Annotated in this window: 16 protein-coding genes; 12 read left to right on the top strand and 4 right to left on the bottom strand. The window is 66.5% G+C overall.

The annotated features are described in order from the left end of the window. Positions 1–2: 2 nt before the first annotated feature. The 5 genes from ispG to ACIP90_RS06415 all read left to right on the top strand — a co-directional run bounded on the left by ispG (position 3) and on the right by ACIP90_RS06415 (position 6,487). Positions 3–1,169 carry a flavodoxin-dependent (E)-4-hydroxy-3-methylbut-2-enyl-diphosphate synthase gene (gene ispG, locus ACIP90_RS06435; protein ID WP_400577853.1) on the top strand — a complete coding sequence of 389 codons (1,167 nt, stop codon included), beginning with the start codon at positions 3–5 and terminating at the stop codon, positions 1,167–1,169. Beyond that, complete coding sequence (locus ACIP90_RS06430; RefSeq protein WP_400578302.1) at positions 1,132–2,019, top strand: GNAT family N-acetyltransferase; 888 nt, start codon at positions 1,132–1,134, stop codon at positions 2,017–2,019. The genes ispG and ACIP90_RS06430 overlap by 38 nt, the downstream gene beginning before the upstream one ends. A gap of 314 nt (positions 2,020–2,333) precedes the next feature. Next, entirely contained in the window at positions 2,334–4,145 is a 1,812-nt protein-coding gene (locus ACIP90_RS06425; RefSeq protein ID WP_400577852.1) for a proline--tRNA ligase, read from the top strand. 19 nt (positions 4,146–4,164) lie between these two features. Then, positions 4,165–4,959, top strand: coding sequence for a sulfite exporter TauE/SafE family protein (locus ACIP90_RS06420; protein ID WP_400578301.1), 795 nt, complete (start codon positions 4,165–4,167; stop codon positions 4,957–4,959). 43 nt (positions 4,960–5,002) lie between these two features. Next, a complete protein-coding gene (locus ACIP90_RS06415) occupies positions 5,003–6,487 on the top strand; it encodes a pyridoxal phosphate-dependent decarboxylase family protein (protein ID WP_400577851.1) in 1,485 nt (494 codons plus the stop codon). Positions 6,488–6,507: 20 nt separating this feature from the next. On the opposite strand, the gene ACIP90_RS06410 is transcribed toward ACIP90_RS06415, so the two are convergent. The 3 genes from ACIP90_RS06410 to ACIP90_RS06400 form a co-directional block, all read right to left on the bottom strand. Continuing rightward, positions 6,508–7,542 (bottom strand): aminoglycoside phosphotransferase family protein, encoded by a 1,035-nt coding sequence (locus tag ACIP90_RS06410; protein ID WP_400577850.1) that lies wholly within the window; start codon positions 7,540–7,542, stop codon positions 6,508–6,510. An 87-nt stretch (positions 7,543–7,629) separates the two neighbouring features. Continuing rightward, complete coding sequence (locus tag ACIP90_RS06405; protein ID WP_400577849.1) at positions 7,630–8,373, bottom strand: VIT family protein; 744 nt, start codon at positions 8,371–8,373, stop codon at positions 7,630–7,632. 50 nt (positions 8,374–8,423) lie between these two features. Beyond that, positions 8,424–9,665, bottom strand: coding sequence for a DUF4439 domain-containing protein (locus ACIP90_RS06400; protein WP_400577848.1), 1,242 nt, complete (start codon positions 9,663–9,665; stop codon positions 8,424–8,426). A 105-nt stretch (positions 9,666–9,770) separates the two neighbouring features. Between ACIP90_RS06400 and rimP the strand changes: the two genes are divergently transcribed. The 5 genes from rimP (at position 9,771) to rbfA (ending at position 15,780) form a co-directional block, all read left to right on the top strand. After that, positions 9,771–10,388, top strand: coding sequence for a ribosome maturation factor RimP (gene rimP, locus ACIP90_RS06395; protein ID WP_400577847.1), 618 nt, complete (start codon positions 9,771–9,773; stop codon positions 10,386–10,388). Next, positions 10,388–11,365 carry a transcription termination factor NusA gene (nusA, locus tag ACIP90_RS06390; RefSeq protein ID WP_400577846.1) on the top strand — a complete coding sequence of 326 codons (978 nt, stop codon included), beginning with the start codon at positions 10,388–10,390 and terminating at the stop codon, positions 11,363–11,365. Before rimP ends, nusA begins: the two co-directional genes overlap by 1 nt. A 231-nt stretch (positions 11,366–11,596) precedes the next feature. Next, complete coding sequence (locus ACIP90_RS06385; protein WP_400577845.1) at positions 11,597–11,938, top strand: YlxR family protein; 342 nt, start codon at positions 11,597–11,599, stop codon at positions 11,936–11,938. Between the two features lie 152 nt (positions 11,939–12,090). Further along, positions 12,091–15,030, top strand: a complete 2,940-nt coding sequence (infB, locus tag ACIP90_RS06380; RefSeq protein ID WP_400577843.1) for a translation initiation factor IF-2 — start codon at positions 12,091–12,093, stop codon at positions 15,028–15,030. A gap of 240 nt (positions 15,031–15,270) precedes the next feature. Beyond that, positions 15,271–15,780, top strand: coding sequence for a 30S ribosome-binding factor RbfA (rbfA, locus tag ACIP90_RS06375; RefSeq protein WP_400577841.1), 510 nt, complete (start codon positions 15,271–15,273; stop codon positions 15,778–15,780). Positions 15,781–15,892: 112 nt separating this feature from the next. On the opposite strand, the gene ACIP90_RS06370 is transcribed toward rbfA, so the two are convergent. Beyond that, on the bottom strand, positions 15,893–17,014 hold the full coding sequence (locus tag ACIP90_RS06370; RefSeq protein ID WP_400577839.1) for a ScyD/ScyE family protein: 1,122 nt from the start codon (positions 17,012–17,014) through the stop codon (positions 15,893–15,895). A gap of 174 nt (positions 17,015–17,188) precedes the next feature. On the opposite strand from ACIP90_RS06370, the gene ACIP90_RS06365 reads away from it, so the two are divergent. Both ACIP90_RS06365 and trxA read left to right on the top strand, forming a co-directional pair. Beyond that, positions 17,189–17,674, top strand: coding sequence for a nucleoside deaminase (locus ACIP90_RS06365; protein ID WP_400577837.1), 486 nt, complete (start codon positions 17,189–17,191; stop codon positions 17,672–17,674). Positions 17,675–17,676: 2 nt separating this feature from the next. Then, positions 17,677–18,114, top strand: a complete 438-nt coding sequence (gene trxA / locus ACIP90_RS06360) for a thioredoxin (protein ID WP_400577836.1) — start codon at positions 17,677–17,679, stop codon at positions 18,112–18,114. The last annotated feature ends 23 nt before the right edge of the window (positions 18,115–18,137 follow it).

The following is an 18,137-nucleotide window of genomic DNA, read 5'->3' as shown; positions in this document are numbered from 1 at the left end:
ACGTGACCTCGGTCAGCCTGGGAATGCCATCCGCACCGCCTCCCGTCCTTGCTCCGCGCCGCAAGACGCGGCAGATCAAGGTCGGCCCCGTGGGCGTCGGTTCCGATTCGCCCATCAGCGTGCAGTCGATGACCACCACTCCCACCACGGACATCAACGCCACCCTGCAGCAGATCGCCGAGCTGACCGCGACCGGCTGCGACATCGTCCGTGTGGCCTGCCCTTCAGCGGATGACGCTGAAGCCCTTCCGATCATTGCCCGGAAGTCGCAGATCCCGGTCATTGCCGACATCCACTTCCAGCCGAAGTACGTCTTCGCGGCCATCGAGGCCGGCTGCGCCGCCGTGCGCGTCAACCCCGGAAACATCCGTAAGTTCGATGACCAGGTCAAGGAGATCGCCAGGGCGGCCAAGGACCACGGCACCTCCATCCGCATCGGCGTCAACGCCGGGTCGCTGGAGCCAGGCATCCTGAAGAAGTACGGAAAAGCCACGCCGGAAGCGCTGGTGGAATCCGCCGTCTGGGAGGCCTCCCTGTTCGAGGAGCACGGCTTCCACGACTTCAAGATCTCCGTCAAGCACAACGACCCCGTCATCATGGTGGCGGCGTACGAGATGCTCGCCGAAAAAGGGGACTGGCCCCTGCACCTGGGCGTGACCGAGGCAGGCCCCGCCTTCCAGGGCACCATCAAGTCCGCCACGGCCTTTGGCGCCCTGCTGTCGCGGGGGATTGGCGACACCATCCGCGTTTCCCTCTCCGCCCCGCCGGTCGAGGAGATCAAGGTGGGCAACCAGATCCTGCAGTCGCTGAACCTGCGCCCGCGCAAACTCGAAATTGTGTCCTGCCCGTCCTGCGGCCGCGCCCAGGTGGACGTCTACACTCTTGCCGAACAGGTGACCGCCGGTTTGGAAGGCATGGAGATCCCGCTGCGCGTTGCCGTCATGGGCTGTGTCGTCAACGGACCGGGCGAAGCACGCGAAGCGGACCTTGGAGTTGCCTCTGGCAACGGCAAGGGCCAGATATTCGTGAAGGGCGAGGTCATCAAGACTGTCCCTGAGAGCCAGATTGTTGAGACACTGATCGAAGAGGCCATGCGTATCGCGGAAGAGATGGGGGAGGCCGATGGCGAAGATGCTGTCAAGGGTAGCCCCGTGGTTAGCGTCTCATAAGGACGGAGCAGCTCCGGACAGGACAACTGTCCGGACACTGGGTGCCGCGGATACAGCCGGGCTGCGCGAGCTGGCCGGCGCTGATCCTGTGGCCAATGTCTTTATCCTGTCTCATCTGGAATCGACGGGGACGGCTGCCCCGACTCCCGGAGGCGCCAATATCCTGGGTGTCTTCGACGGAGATTCGCTGGTTGGCGCCTGCTGGGCAGGCGCCAACCTCGTCCCGGTGCAGCTGGCCCCCGCCCTGACCGGGGCAGTTGCTGCTGCAGCCCACCGTTCGGGCCGCAGGTATGCGTCCATCTTCGGTCCCGCCCCCACCGTGCTGGCGCTGCACAGCCAGCTGGAGCATCTGGGGCACCTCGCTCACGAAGTACGGGCGGACCAGCCCCTGATGACCATCGCCGGCCCGCCCGCCGTCGAGCCCAACTGGCAGCTGGGCTTCGGGCAGGACGCCGACTTCGACACCATCCTCCCCGCCTGCGCTGCCATGTTCGAGGAGGAAGTGGGCTATTCGCCGTACCTGGGAGGGCGTGACTTCTACAGCCGGCGGGTCGCGGGACTGATCCGCCAGGGCCACTCGCTGGTGCACCTGAATAATGGCGAAGTGGTGTTCAAAGCCGAGCTCGGTGCCGTGACCTCAGAGGTCACGCAGGTGCAGGGCGTGTGGATGAACCCCAGTTACCGGGGACTTGGCCTCAGTGCAGGTTACATGGCGGCCGTGGTGCTGCTGGCCCAAAAAATAGCTCCGATCACCAGTCTCTATGTGAACGACTACAACTCGCGCGCCCGTGCCACCTACGAGCGAGTTGGCTTCCGCCAGGCGGGAACGTTCGCCACCGTTCTCTTCTGAGCGCCAGAACGATTCAGTGCAGGGCAGATTTGAAATCGGTGACTGCCATCACATAGGTTCTACCTAATCGTGCCTGCGGGTGCGGGATGGTCTCAGAGAATTAACGGCATGACCGGCCGTGGAGCCACGTCACCACAGGGATGACCAGCCGGCGACGGCCAGGGGCTTCTGCTGTGGGGCGTGGCTCTTCTGTTGCGCTTCAGTTCAGTTGCGGTGCGAGCCCCGCGGAACCCCCGCGGAACCCGAGGCCTTGCCTTGCCGGTAGATTAGTACCCAGACATTTCAGCACTTCCCCCAGAAACGGATACGTACCCGTGGTCCTTCGACTTTCCAAGCTGTTCCTGCGCACCCTGCGCGAAGACCCCGCCGACGCTGAGGTAGCGAGCCACCGGCTCCTTGTCCGTGCCGGCTACATCCGCAGGGCTGCGCCGGGCATCTATACGTGGCTGCCGCTGGGTTTGAGCGTCCTGCGCAAGGTGGAGCAGGTGATCCGCGAGGAGATGGCCGCCATCGGCGCCCAGGAAGTCCACTTCCCGGCCCTGCTGCCCAAGGAGCCCTACGAGGCCACGAACCGCTGGACGGAGTACGGCGAGGGCATCTTCCGGCTCAAAGACCGGAAGGGTGGTGACTACCTCCTCGCCCCGACGCACGAGGAAATGTTCACCCTGCTGGTCAAGGATCTCTACTCCTCGTACAAGGATCTGCCGCTGAGCATCTACCAGATCCAGAACAAGTACCGCGACGAGGCCCGCCCGCGTGCCGGCCTGCTGCGTGGCCGCGAGTTCATCATGAAGGACTCGTACTCCTTCGACGTGGACGACGCCGGCTTGGACGCGAGCTACAACGCGCACCGCGCCGCCTACCTGAAGATCTTCGAACGGCTCGGCCTGGACGTAGTTCCGGTGGCCGCCACGGCAGGCGCCATGGGCGGCTCCAGGAGCGAAGAATTCCTGCACCCCACGGAGATCGGCGAAGACACGTTCGTGCGTTCCGCCGGAGGGTATGCGGCCAACGTCGAGGCCGTGACCACCGTTGTCCCGGCCGAGATTGACTACACCAACGCACCCCCTGCCGAGATCCGGGACACCCCGAACACGCCGACCATCGAGACCCTCGTCGCCGCCTCCAACGAGCTCGTTCCCCGCAGCGATGCCGACGGCGGCCCGTGGACTGCCGCCGACACGCTAAAGAACGTGGTCCTCGCCGTCACCCTGCCCACGGGTGAGCGCCAGATCGTCGTCATCGGCGTGCCCGGTGACCGGGGCATCGACCTCAAGCGGGTCGAGGCGAACATCGGCGCCTACCTCCCCGTTGCCGGGGAAATCACCGTTGAGGCTGCGGGGGACGAGGACCTCGCCAAGAACCCCCTCATCGTCCGCGGATATCTTGGCCCGGGCATGTCACTGGCGTCGCCCCTGCTCGGCCTCGAGGGCGCCGCCAAGCTCCTCTACCTCGTGGACCCGCGCGTCGTCAGCGGCACCTCATGGGTGACCGGTGCCAACATGGCCGGCAAGCACGTATTCGGCCTCGTGGCAGGCCGAGACTTCGGCTGGGACGGCGTCATCGAGTGCACCGAAGTGCGTGCCGGTGACGAAGCTCCGGACGGGTCCGGCCCACTGGAGACGGCGCGCGGCATCGAAATGGGGCACATCTTCCAGCTCGGCCGCAAGTACGCCGAAGCCCTGGAACTGAAGGTCCTGGACCAGAACGGCAAGCAGGTCGTGGTTACCATGGGCTCCTACGGCGTGGGCGTGACGCGTGCCGTGGCCGCCCTGGCGGAATCGAACCATGACGCCAAGGGCCTGGTCTGGCCCCGCTCTGTGGCCCCGGCGGATGTCCACGTCGTGGCCGTCGGACGTGGCGAGGAGATCTTCGCCGCAGCGGAACAGCTCGCCCTCGAGCTCGAAGCCGCCGGCCTTGACGTGATCTACGACGACCGCCCCAAGGTCTCTCCGGGCGTGAAGTTCGGCGATGCCGAACTCATCGGCGTCCCCACGATCCTGGCCGTCGGCAAGGGACTCGTGGACGGCGTCGTCGAGATCAAGGACCGCCGCAGCGGCGAAGCGGAAAATGTGGCCGTGGACAAGGCCGTTGACTTCGTGGTCAACGCCGTCCGCAGCAACTGACACCCCCGCAGTCCCGCAGGTGCTATCGGGCTTCGAATCGATACAGCTCGCCACCATCATCCTGATCGTGGTGGCGGGCTTCGCCGCAGGATGGGTCGACGCCGTGGTGGGCGGCGGCGGCCTGCTGCAGCTTCCGGCGCTTTTGCTGGTCCCGGGCATCACGCCGGTGCAGGCACTCGCCACGAACAAGATGGGCTCCATCTTCGGCACCACCACCAGCGCCGTCACGTACTATGGGCGGGTCCGCCCGGACCTTCGCACGGCGCTGCCCATGGCGGCGATAGCCCTGGCCGGCAGTTTCGGTGGCGCCTTGCTGGCAGCCCGTCTGCCGGCCGAGGTGTTCAAGCCCATCATCGTCGTGGCGCTGGTCGCCGTCGCGCTGTTCACGGCGCTCAAGCCTGACGCCGGTCACCTGACCGTTCTCAGGCACGACGGCGGGACCCACTATGTGGTGGCCTGCACCATTGGCGGCGTGATTGGCTTTTACGACGGCCTGATCGGTCCGGGCACGGGGTCATTCCTGGTCATCGCCCTGGTGTCGGCCATGGGCTACGCGTTTCTTGAGGCAAGCGCCAAGGCCAAAATCGTCAACATGGCCACGAACGCCGGCGCGCTGTTGTTCTTCCTGCCGCACGGCTCGCTGCTGTGGGGAATCGGCCTGCTCCTGGGGCTGGCCAACATGGCAGGGGGCTACCTGGGCGCCCGCACTGCGGTCCGGCAGGGGAGCCGCTTCGTGCGCCTGGTTTTCCTCGTGGTGGTCGCTGCCCTCATCGTGAAGCTGGGCTTCGACGTCTGGCAGGAAAACTTCGCCTGAGTGGCCTCTTCGCAGGTGCCCCGGAGCGGCGTAGCATGCCCCTATGTCAGCGGGTGCGGAACCGTATGAGGAAGCCCTTGCTGCGGCCGTCCGTCATGCCATCCGCTGGCTCGAAAGCCAGCCACACCGCAGGGTAGGCCCGCAGCAGGCGGCCCGTGAACTCGCGGCAGCGTTCGACGGCGGGCTGCCGCAGTCCGGCACGGCCCCGGCAGACGTCGTGGACTACCTGGCCAGCCACGCCGAACCCGGCCTCATGGCCATGCCTTCAGGGCGCTTTTTCGGCTGGGTCATCGGCGGCACGCTGCCGGCCGCCATGGCGGCGGACTGGCTGGTCAGCTCGTGGGACCAAAACTCTGCGCTCCGCTATGCCACACCGGCCATTGCCGCCATCGAAGAGGCTGGCGGCAACTGGCTGCTCCAGTTGCTCGGCCTGCCGGAGGAATCCGACGTCGGCTTCGTCACCGGAGCCACGATGGCCAACTTCACCGGGATGGCGGCCGCGCGGTGGCGGCTGATGCAGGACGCCGGCTGGGATCTGGACCGCGACGGACTCTTCGGGGCGCCCCGGATCCATTGCATTGTGGGGGAGGCGCGCCACGAGACGGTTGACCTCGCGCTGCGCTATCTGGGCATGGGCAGCCCCACCGTGGTTCCCTCCGACAGCCAGGGGCGCATCAACGCTGCCGAGCTGGACTGTGCGCTGGACCGCATCGCCCTGGAACACGGCACCCGGGATCGCATCGCCCGGGAACGCGATGACCCGAACCGCGATGACCCAAACCACGGCGCCCAAAGTCCCAGGTCCGCCCCGATACTGGTGTGCCTGCAGGCCGGGGACGTCCACTCCGGGGCTTTCGACCCCTTTACCGCGGCGATCGCGGTGTCGAAGGCGCACGGCGCCTGGGTGCACGTGGACGGAGCGTTCGGGCTTTGGGCCGCGGCCGTCCCGGAACTCGCCGGGCTGACAGCAGGCGTGGAGCAGGCCGACTCCTGGGCGACTGACGCCCACAAGAGCCTGAACGTCCCGTACGACTGCGGCATCGTCGTCGTGAGGGACGCTCAGGCGCTGCGCAGCGCAATGGGACTGCACGCCAGCTACCTCCTTCAGGATGCCGACGGCTCCGGCGATCCCAGCCACAGGGTTCCGGAACTTTCCCGCAGGGCCAGGGGTGTGCCGGTGTGGGCAGCACTGAAATCGCTGGGGCGCGAGGGCGTGGCCGAACAGGTCCGCCGCTTTGCGTCGACCGCGGCGCAACTGGCGGAAAAGCTCGCAGCCATCGACGGCGTGGAGGTCCTGAACGAGGTCGGGTTCACGCAGATCACGCTGGCCTTCGGCGACGACGCCACAACCCGCGATGTGGCGGAGAGGCTCATTGCCGACGGAACGGTGTGGATGTCCGGGTCCCGCTGGCACGGCAGGGACGTGGTGCGGATATCCGTGAGCAACTGGACAACCGACGCCGGTGACGTCGCTACGGCAGTGGAGGCAGTGCGGGTGGCACTCGAAACGGTCCGTGGCCGCCCCTGAGGGCGCAGGAGGCCGTTGCCCTAAACCGGCGGCGAATCCCCGGGGGCCTGGCCCGGCTCGGGCAGCGCATGCGCCGGAGGGAGCCCCTCCAGTGTCCGTCCGGCAAGGGTGCTGGCAACCCACAGGGACCGGGCGAGGTCACCGCCGTGGCCCGGCTTTGAAGCATAGGACAGGGCGTTGTCCACTTCGCGGGCGAGGCTCCACTGGCGGGCTACCTCGGCATCGAGCCCGGCCGCCATGCTGAAGTCGCGGCATCGGGCCCGCAGCCCTGCTTCCGGATCCGCGGCAGGCAGGTCCGGTATCCGGTTCCACAGGACGGGAGCCACGCCGAACTCCGCTTCACCCACCATGGGCTGCGGATCGATGGCGGCATAAGACGCGTGTCCGGGGCCCCCGTCCAGCCTCGCGAGGATGTTGAGAAAATGGAAATCCGTGTTGACGAGCACGTCAGTGCCTGTCCGGCGGCCCACGGCGCCCCTGGTCTGGCACACCTCAAGTGCGGCTTCCAGGAGCCACCGGGGGAAGGGCCGTCCGAGCTGCTCCCATTCGGCCGGAAGATCGTCGCTCCACTGCTCGGCCCTTGCGGCGACGTGCACAAACTCCCGCCATTGCGTCCGGCCGTCGGGAACGATGCTCAGCTCCCGCATGAGCCTGCCCCACACGTCGACGGCAATGTCCATTGGTTCTGACTGGAGCGACCTCTCGGCATCCAGCCGTTCGAGGAGCATCGAGCAGGTTCCGGCGTCCGAGGCAAGCAGGCGGACGGCTCCATGCCCGTTCCAGAGAGCCAGTGCATGCCGTTCCACGAGGGCTTCGTCGTGGGGGAAGGCCACTTTCAGGGCTGCAGGAACCCCCTGCGCCCGCACCGGCACTACGATTCCGCCGTGCCCGCTCCATGGCAGGGCGCCGGGCTCCAGGTCAACCTCCAGATCCCAGCGCTCGATGCGGCTGCGCACAAGCCCGGGGAGGGAAGCCAGCCACGACCGGCCGGCGCTGCTGCGGGAGTAGCGGCGCGCAAAGTCCGGGGGTATGGGAAGGGCGGTTGTGCGGCTCATCAGCCCCATCGTAGTTGACGCGGCCTTCCCGCCGGCCGATGCCCGCCGCTCCGGAAATACCGCGGGTGCGGCAGTGGCGCCGCCCGCCTAGACGATCCCGCTGGCCCCCAGCAGGTTGCCGATGGTGAACGTCGCGGCAAGTGCGAGCCCGCCGCCCACCACCACGCGTGTGGCGGCGCGGACCTTGGATCCGCCGCCGATCCAGGCGGCGAGGGCACCGGTGAGGGCCAGGGCCACCAGGACGGCTCCGAACGTGACGGCAACGCGGATGTTTTCCGGTGGCAGCAGGATTGCAAGCATGGGCAGAACCGCACCCAGAGTGAAGGCAATGGCCGAGGCAAACGCGGCATGCCATGGGCTCACGATGTCCTGTTCGTCGATGTTCAGTTCCGCCGACAGGTGGGCCGCCAAGGCGTCGTGCTCGGTGAGTTCCCGGGCCACCTTTTGAGCCGTTTCCTCGGTGAGGCCCTTGCTCCGGTAGATGGCCGTGAGTTCGAGCAGCTCGTCCTCAGGCTCCTCGGCGAGCTCGCGGCGTTCCTTTTCGATCAGGTCCTTTTGGCTGTCGCTTTGGCTGCTGACAGATACGTACTCGCCCAGGGCCATGGAAACTGCGCCGCCCACCATGCCCGCGGCGCCCGCAGCGAGGATCGGGCCGTGCTCGCTGGTGGCGCCCGCCACGCCCACAACGATTGCGGCGACCGAGACGATGCCGTCGTTCGCGCCGAGGACGCCGGCGCGAAGCCAGTTCAGGCGGTGGACCATGTCGTTGTTGTGGGGCTCGTTGTTGTGCCATCCGTCGTGGGGAGATCCTGCAACGTCCGCTGACTCCATGGCTCCAGCAAACCACCACGGCATCCTGCCTGCCAGAGGGCGGCAGGAAATTAGGACGGCGGGGACACGGGCGACGCCGTGGGCGTGGCGGTTTCCGGCAAGGGGGGAAGCTGCGAGGTGTCGAGCACCAGTCCGGGGACGGGGCCGGGATCGGATCCCCAGCCCACGGCACGCTGTGCGGCTCCCAGGAGCGATGCGATCGCCCAGTGCCTGGTGGGCCCGTCACTGAGCGCCACAAGGTCGCCGTAGACGGGCAAGGTACCGGCCTCGAGGCTGGCCAATCCGGCGGCCGGATTCTTCAGGAATGATGCATCCAGCGCATAGCCGGGTTCGCGGGGCGGGACCGGCGCGCAGTGGACACGGGTGTGGGTCTCTGCCTCGTCCACCAGTGCCTCGTGCGTGGCCAACAGGTCCCTGGCCCGCTGGCTTGCCGCCTGGTCATCGAGCCGGGTGAGCGCCACCTGGTAGCCGTAGACGGTCTCCACCTCCGTGCGGACAACGCGCCCGAGGGCAGCTGTTGCGGAGGCAGCACCGGAGGACTCGTTTGGCTCAGCGGCCACAGGCGGCACTGTGCCGGCCGGCTCAGACGGGACGGAAGCCGGGGCTCCGTTGGCTGACGGCATAGGCGCCGCGGTGCCGGACGGTTGGCATCCGGTTGCCAGGGTACGCATTGGTGCCGGGGCGGGAGGCAGGTCAGGAACCGGTGTCCCGGAGGCCCCGGCGAGGGCGATCGCCTGCACCAGTTGTGCGGTGCCGACGGCCGCCAGCAGGCGCGCCATCCCGCCGTCGGCTGTGTGAGCATGGGCGAGGCGCAGCTTGCCGCTGGCAGACAGCCCGGCTGCCAGGGAGGAAGCCGACGGCGGAGGAGAGGCAGTTGCAGGTCCACCGGCGGTGGCCGGCGCCGCAGTCTCAGAACCCGCAGACTTCGATCCCGCAGATTCCGATCCCGCAGATTCCGTCTGCGACGGGGAAGGAACAGCAGACTCAGCGGCATCGGAGGGAAGCAGCAGCGCCCTCGCCTGGGTAGTCAGCAATGTCACAGTGCGTGAGTACATCAGCCGCTCCGCGCCGGAGGAGTCCTTCGCCAGGTGCTGGCTGACTGACCTCAGCCGCAGGGTCTCAGCCAGGGCGGATGCCCGTGCCTGCTCGGAAAAAGGCGGGGCGGCAGGCTCCGCAGAGGGCCGCGGAATCAGGGCAAAACCCAGGCTGAGCACCAGGAGAGCCGTGAAGGCGGCGAGGGCATAGCGGAAATAGTTCGTCGTCCGGCCGCTTTCCCTGGTGTCCTCTTTCACAACAGACTATGTTGTCACGGCTGCAGCGAACTCCGTGCACCAAGGCCGCCGGAATATCGTTACGCTAGTAGTCACAACATCATCTATAGGGAGGCGGCCGGCATCGTGAGCAATGCAGAAGCCACGACTTCATCAGACCGGACCGACGCGGGAAAGGCTGAGCCCGCGGCTGTCCTTAACCCCGAGGCTGAACGCCTCCGGTCTTTGCTTGAGCCCGCGGTCCTGGCGCACAGGCTGTACCTGGAGGATGTTGCCATCAACGTCGCAGGCTCCAACCGCGTGGTCCATGTGGTGGTGGACCTGCCCCAGGAAGAAACGGGCGGGGTCAGCCTCGATGTCATCGCGGACATCTCCAAGGAACTCTCCGACATTCTGGACAATGACCCCAGCACGGACAGCCGCCCGTACGACCTCGAGGTTTCCTCGCCGGGAGTGGGGCGCCCCCTGAAGGAACCCCGGCACTGGCACCGTGCCCGCGGCCGGATGGTGAGCGTCAGCGTGATCCAGGGTGACAACGTCACGGGCCGGATCCAGTCGGTTGATGATTCCGGTGTGACGCTGGTTCCGGAAATTGCCGTGAAAAAAGGCATGAAGCCCAAGCAGGGTGACCCCGTAAAACTTCCTTTCGACAAGATCCGCAGCGGAAAAGTCGAAATTGAGTTCAGCCACCTCGACGAGGCCGGTCTGGAAAACGAGCACAATGGACCTTCTGAGGAGGCCTGATGGATATTGACATGAGCGCACTGAGACTCCTGGAGCGTGAGCGCGAAATCCCGCTGGATCTCCTCATCCCCACGATCGAGCAGGCACTGCTGGTTGCCTACCACAAGTCCCCGGGCGCCTTCGAGAAAGCCCGCGCGGAACTGGACCGCAAGAGCGGGCATGTGACCATCTGGGCCACGGAAATCGACGACGACGGCGTGCCCATCGGCGAGTTCGAGGACACGCCTGCCGGTTTCGGCCGGATCGCGGCGAGCACCGCGCGCCAGATCATCCTCCAGCGGCTTCGCGACGTTGAGGACGACAACGTCCTGGGCGAATTCAAGGGCCGTGAGGGCGAACTCGTGGCGGGTCTGATCCAGCAGGGCAACAACCCGCACATGATCCAGGTCAACCTGGGAACTGTAGAAGCGCTGCTGCCGCCGCCCGAGCAGGTCCCGGGGGAGAAGTACATCCACGGAAACCGGCTCCGTGCCTACGTGATCGACGTGCACCGCGGCACCAAGGGCCCTTCCATCACGCTGTCCCGGTCGCACCCGGGCCTCGTGCGGAAGCTCTTCGAGCTGGAGGTTCCGGAAATCGCCGACCACTCGGTGGAGATCGTCGCGCTGGCCCGCGAAGCCGGGCACCGCACCAAGATCGCCGTGAAGGCCAACACCCCGGGCATTAACGCCAAGGGCGCCTGCATCGGCGAAATGGGTTCCCGCGTGCGCGCAGTCATGACCGAGCTGAACGACGAAAAGATTGACATCGTCGACTTCAGCGAGGATCCCGCGACGTTCATCGCCAGCGCGCTGTCCCCGTCGCGTGTGAATTCCGTCACCATTACGGATGAGGCCACCCGGTCCGCCCGCGTTGTTGTGCCGGATTACCAGCTGTCCCTCGCCATCGGCAAGGAAGGCCAGAACGCCCGGCTCGCGGCGAAGCTGACCGGCTGGCGCATCGACATTGTGTCCGACGCTGCGGCGCCGCGCACGTAAAAGGAACGTTTCCGCAGTTCACCCGCGCCTGGGCCGGACATGAAACTGCCCGCGATTGCCGCGGGCAGTTTCGTCCGGCATTTCGGGTCAGGGGGCCCTGAGGGGCTAGAATGGAACATGACCGTGCCTAGCAGCCGGCATCAGTGTGCCCATATGTGTTCCCGCCTCTGCCAGACGGCAGCGGCAGAGCAGTGGGCAGGCAGATAAGTACAGGCAGGAAGATACTCGACAGTGGCAGCAGTGCAACACCTCGGGAATCAGCCGGAACGTACCTGCATCGGATGCCGAAAGAAAGGGCCACGGTCTGAGTTACTCCGGCTCGTCTCCGACGCCGGCGGATCATCCGCTGTCGTAGTGGATGAACGACGCCGGATGGCTGGCCGGGGTGCATGGCTGCACCCCAGCGAAGCGTGCCTGGCCCTGGCGGTCAAGCGGCGTGCATTTGGAAGGGCCCTCAAGGGCGTTACCGATACCGCAGCCGTCGAACGCCGGATCATGGCAGACACGCACGCCGTGGACACCCCGGTGGCCGCAGCAACAACCGTCCAACCTGAAAGCGGGTCAGAAAACTGATGGAAACCCGATGAGTTCCCAGCGATGAGTGCGCAACGATGACAACTTTGTTGCGCTCTGCAATGGACCTTTCAGCTGCACTCGCGGCGGAGGTCCGCAGTAAGAAGTAGACGGTTCGTGCCTGGCTCGGTGCGGACCGAGACAGGAGAAATGTGGCCAAGGTCCGCGTACATGAGCTTGCTAAAGAGCTCGGTATTACTTCCAAAGATGCAGTGACAAAACTGCAGGAACTGGGCGAATTCGTTCGCTCTGCCTCTTCCACCATTGAGGCCCCCGTTGTGCGGAAACTCCGCAACGCCTTCCCGGCTGCGGCCGCTTCGAAGACCGAAGCGCCCGCCAGCGCTCCCAAGGCTCCGGCCAAGGCAGCAGAATCACGCCCCGCTCCGGCTCCCGGTCCGGCTGCCCCGAAGGCCCAGGCACCTGCCCCGGCAACGGCATCTGCACCGGCACCGGCACCGGCACCCAAGGCTGAAACTCCGGCAGCGCCGGCCGCGCCTGCAGCACCTGCTGCTCCCGCTGCCGCAACCCCGGCAGCTCCCTCCCCGGCTGCCCCCGCCGCTCCCTCGACGGGCGCCAAGCCCGGCGCGCGTCCGGCCCCCAAAGCAGATGCCCCGGCAGCGCCCGCGGCTCGACAGGGTGGCTCCGCTCCCCGCCCGGGCGGTCCCCGTCCCGGCAACAACCCGTTTGCAACGTCCCAGGGCATGCCCCGCGGCCGTGGCGGCGACGGAGACCGTCCGCCGCGCCCGGGCAACAACCCGTTCGCGACGTCCCAGGGCATGCCCCGTCCGGGCGGCAGCCGTACTGACGGCGACCGTCCCGGCGGTCCCCGCCCCGCAGCAGGCGCCGGCGGTCCCCGTCCGGGCGCTCCGCGTACCGGTGGGGCTCCGGGCGGACCCCGTCCCGGTGCTCCGCGTACCGGTGGCGCCCCGGGCGCTGGTGGTCCGCGTCCCGCGGGTGGTGCCGGTGGAAACCGTCCCACGCCCGGCATGATGCCCAACCGCACTGAGCGTCCGGCACCGGCTGGTGCAGGCCGTCCCGGCGGCGGAGGCCGCGGTCCGGGCCGTCCAGGCGGCGCTCCCGGAACCGGCGGTCCCGGTGCAGGCGGCGGCGCTCCGGCAGGCGGCGGTTTCGGCAAGGGCGGCCGTGGCCGCGGCGGAACCCAGGGTGCCTTCGGTAAGGGCGGCGCAGGCCGTGGCAAGCAGCGCAAGTCGAAGCGTGCAAAGCGCCAGGAACTTGAGCAGATGAGTGCCCCGTCGCTGGGTGGCGTGAGCGTACCCCGCGGCGACGGCAACACCGTAGTCCGGCTGCGCCGTGGCTCATCCATCACGGACTTCGCCGACAAGATCGAGGCGAACCCCGCTGCGCTGGTGACCGTGCTCTTCCACCTCGGTGAAATGGCAACGGCCACCCAGTCGCTGGATGAGGAAACCTTTGCACTGCTGGGCGAGGAGCTTGGCTACAAGCTTCAGGTCGTATCGCCGGAGGACGAGGAGCGCGAGCTGCTCAGCACCTTCGACATCGACTTCGACGCCGAGCTTGAGGCAGAAGGCGACGAAGACCTCGAGGCACGTCCTCCAGTAGTCACCGTCATGGGCCACGTTGACCACGGTAAGACCCGCCTGCTCGATGCCATCCGCAAGTCCGACGTCATGGCGGGCGAGCACGGCGGCATCACCCAGCACATCGGTGCCTACCAGGTGACGCACAACCACGAAGGCGAAGACCGCAAGATCACCTTCATCGATACCCCTGGCCACGAGGCGTTCACCGCCATGCGTGCCCGTGGTGCGAAGGTCACGGACATTGCCATCCTCGTGGTCGCAGCGGACGACGGCGTTATGCCCCAGACCGTGGAAGCCCTCAACCACGCCCAGGCGGCCAACGTGCCGATCGTCGTGGCCGTGAACAAGATCGACAAGGAAGGCGCCAACCCGGACAAGGTCCGCGGCCAGCTGACCGAGTACGGCCTGGTTCCCGAAGAGTATGGCGGCGACACCATGTTCGTTGAGGTCTCTGCACGCCAGAACCTGAACATCGACGAGCTGCTCGAGGCGGTTCTGCTCACGGCAGATGCCGCGCTGGACATGCGGGCCAACCCGAACAAGGACGCCCGCGGTATCGCGATCGAAGCCAACCTCGACAAGGGCCGCGGTTCCGTGGCAACTGTCCTGGTCCAGTCCGGTAGCCTGCGCGTCGGCGACACGATCGTTGCCGGTACGGCACACGGCCGTGTCCGTGCAATGTTCGACGACGACGGCAGCGCCCTGACCGAGGCCGGCCCGTCCCGCCCCGTTCAGGTCCTGGGTCTGTCCAACGTGCCGCGCGCCGGCGACACCTTCTTCGTGACCGCTGACGAGCGCACCGCCCGCCAGATCGCCGAGAAGCGTGAAGCAGCCGACCGCAACGCCGCCCTGGCCAAGCGCCGCAAGCGCATCAGCCTGGAAGACTTCGACCAGGCCGTCGCCGAAGGCAAGATCGACACCCTCAACCTCATCCTCAAGGGTGACGTGTCCGGTGCCGTGGAAGCCCTTGAAGACGCGCTGCTCAAAATCGACGTCGGCGAGGGTGTCCAGCTCCGCGTTATCCACCGCGGTGTCGGTGCCATCACGCAGAACGACGTCAACCTGGCAACGGTCGACAGCGCCGTCATCATCGGCTTCAACGTCAAGCCTGCCGAGCGTGTTGCCGAACTGGCAGACCGCGAAGGCGTGGACATGCGCTTCTACTCCGTCATCTACTCAGCAATCGATGACATTGAGATGGCCCTCAAGGGCATGCTCAAGCCGGAGTACGAGGAAGTCCAGCTTGGCACCGCCGAGGTCCGCGAGGTGTTCCGTTCCTCCAAGTTCGGCAACATTGCAGGCTCCATCGTTCGCTCGGGCATTATCCGACGCAACACGAAGGCCCGCATCAGCCGCGACGGCAAGGTCATCGGCGACAACCTCACCGTTGAGACGCTCAAGCGCTTCAAGGACGACGCCACCGAGGTCCGCACGGACTTCGAGTGTGGTATCGGTCTTGGCTCGTACAACGACATCAACGAAGGCGACATCATCGAGACCTTCGAGATGCGCGAGAAGCCGCGCGTCTAGTCTGAGCTACACAGGGTCGGGGCCGTTGGATTTTTCCGGCGGCCCCGCCCCTTCGCTGGGCGGCATTGGATCTGCGATCCATTGCCGCCCAGCTCCGGCAGGCCCGATGCCACTCCCTGGCCGCCGGAAAAACCCAACGCGGTTCCGTTGTGAACTCGCCTTTAGTGCGTGGCAATGAATCAAGAATGAGTGCGATGGCAGCCTAAGCGCCGTCGTACATCCAAATATTTAGGAGTGGAAATGGCTGATCCGGCACGCGCTGCCAAGTTGGCGCAGCGGATTAAGGTTGTTGTTGCAGAGGCCCTTGGCCGGAAGGTTAAGGATCCGCGGCTTGAGGGCATTACTGTCACTGATGCCCGGGTGACCAATGACCTGCAGCACGCCACTATCTACTACACCGTGTTCGGTGACCAGGCCGTGCAGGCGGATGCTGCGAAGGGCCTGGAGAAGGCACGGGGTGTGCTGCGCCAGGAAGTCGGCCGCAACATCACGGTCCGGCTGACCCCCACGCTGGAGTTCGTCGCCGACCAGATTCCAGTGAACGCCTCCAACCTGGAGGAGCTGCTCCGCGCCGCGAAGAAGCGCGACGCCGAGGTTGCGGCGCTGGCGGAGAACGCCAAGCACGCCGGTGACGCGGACCCGTACAAGAGCGACGTTCCGGCGGACGTGGACATCGACGAAGACGACTTCGACGAAGAGGACACCGACCTCGGCGGCAACGACGACAGCGACGAGGACCAGAGCAAGTAGGTCCAGAGCAAGTCAGCAGTACAGAGAATGGTGCGGCCGGATCCAATGGATCCGGCCGCACCATTTTCTGTTGACGGTTCGATCTCCGTCGGGTTGTCCGTCCGGGCGCTGGTCAGTCATCCTTGTGCCCTGTCAGGGGCTGGGAAACCACTCGGCCGTCCGGGGCCTTCTTCGGTTCAGGCAGCGCATTCACCGTGGCATAGAGCGTGTCGCCCCTGAGATCCACGTCAGCGGTGAGCATTGCCGGGAGCAGCACCCGCTGTTTGCGGTCGTCGTCGTCGATCCTGAGCACGCCCTTCCCGAACAGGGATGCCACGTAGATGTTGCCGTCGTGATCCGCCTCAATGCCGGTCGGCGACATCACATGGTCGGCAAACAGCCTGACCGTACCGTTGTGCGGGTTGACCCTGTACACCGCGCCGCGGGCGCCGAGGGCCGGATCTTCAGGCCCGCCGGGGAGCAGGGACACATAGAGCCAGCCGTCCGGACCGACGGTGACGTCGGTGGGAACCGGTTCGAACCTGTACGTATGGCCGGCGATGCAGCCCGGCAACTTCAGTGCTGCAGCCTGTGCCGCAGTGACGCGGTGGGATCGGGGAGGCAGCACGGCCACGGTCTTGGTCTTGCCGGATTTCACATCGATGGACACGATGCTGTTGGCGCCCGCATCAGCTACGTACACCTTCTGGCCGGAAACTTCGATTCCGTAGGGGTGGGAATCGACGTCGCCCTTGTATGAGACCGGTATGTCCTTGGGAAGCTGGGCTGCGCAGGCGGCCGGCAGGTTCCGGAACCCGTACTGGGTGGCGCCGTCGGCGTTGTGCTTCGTCTCCAAGGCAGCCAGATCGCCAAAAGTGCGGTGCTTGCCGTCAGTGCCGATGCTTCGGATATGCCCGGCCAGCGGGCGGGGATCCATGGGCCCGGCCCCTTGGCTCACAGCAAAGTAGATCGTTCCGCGCTGCCGGTCGGCCCCCGCCACGCTCCAGGCAGGGTTGTTGTAAAGCTCGGAACGGGCTCCGTTGGGGGCGATCCGCACCAGCCGGCCCGCGAACGCTTCGCTGACAAGAACGGAGCCGTCGTGTCCGGCGCTGACGTGCAGCGGGGTGAGCAGTCCCTTCGCGAGAACCTTCGGAGCGACAGGCTTGGCATCCGGGGCCGCCCCGAGGGCCGGAGCGGAGGACAGAATGGTGGCCGTGGCGGCAAGGACGGCCAGGAATAGCGGTTTCTTTTTCATGCTGTCTCCAATGTCAATGGTGTTCATCCAGAGCATTGAGACCGTATTTTTGGCCCGATGTGGGTTCCCCCGACGCGCGCATTCTAGCCCCGGGAATTGAAGGCTGTCGATGGCCAGAAACAAGTGGCGGGCACTGGCCCCGGCACAACACACTTATCTGGCTATGATCAGAGCATGCCTGCGCAACCGACCGAAGCAGATGTCCTGGAGTACCTGACCGAGGCAGTCGCCTTGGCCGAGAGAAACGTGGCGGCCGGGGGAGGACCCTTCGGTGCGCTCGTGGTCACCGCGGACGGAACCGCGCATGAAGGCGTCAACCGCGTCACCCGTGACAACGACCCCACGGCGCATGCTGAAGTGGTGGCCATTCGCACCGCGGCGGCGGAAACCGCGAACTTCGATCTCAGCGGTGCCGTCCTGTACACCAGCTGCGAGCCGTGCCCGCTGTGCCTGGCGGCGGCGCTCTGGGCGCGAATCGACCGCGTCTACTTCGCCGCCGACCGCCATGGTGCCGCGGCGGCCGGATTCGACGATGCGGTGTTCTACGAATATTTCGGCGGTACCCGGCCGGAGTTGCTGCCGGTCAGGCACACTCCGGTTCCGACGTCGGGCGCTCCGTTTGACGCCTGGCTTAACAACGTCGAACGCACCGACTACTGACCATGCAGTCCCAGCTGACCACCTGTCCCCGCTGCGGCAAGACCAACAGGCTTCCCGCTGCGGCCGCCGGACACCCGCGCTGCGGAAGCTGCCGCCAAGACCTGCCATGGATCGTTTCGGCGGGCGACGGTGATTTCGCCCGCATCGCTGAGCAGTCCACGGTCCCGGTCCTCGTTGACTTCTGGGCCGCCTGGTGCGGCCCGTGCCGGACGGTGAGCCCAGTCCTTGACGGGCTTGCCCGCGAGAAGGCCGGGCAGCTCAAGCTCGTGAAGGTCGACGTGGACCGTGCCCCGGAACTGTCCCGGCGTTTTGCCGTGCAGTCCATTCCCACGCTGATGGTCATCGTCGACGGGAAAGTGGTGACCCGCCAAGTGGGGGCGGCTCCCGCTCCCGTGCTGCGGTCCTGGCTGGAGTCAGCCCTCGCCGGCAGCCCCGGCTGACGGCGTACGCCGCGTCCGGCAGC

The sequence above is a fragment of the Arthrobacter sp. NPDC093139 genome, from assembly GCF_044754165.1.
GTDB lineage: Bacteria > Actinomycetota > Actinomycetes > Actinomycetales > Micrococcaceae > Arthrobacter.
This window is presented reverse-complemented; position numbering and strand designations above follow the sequence as displayed.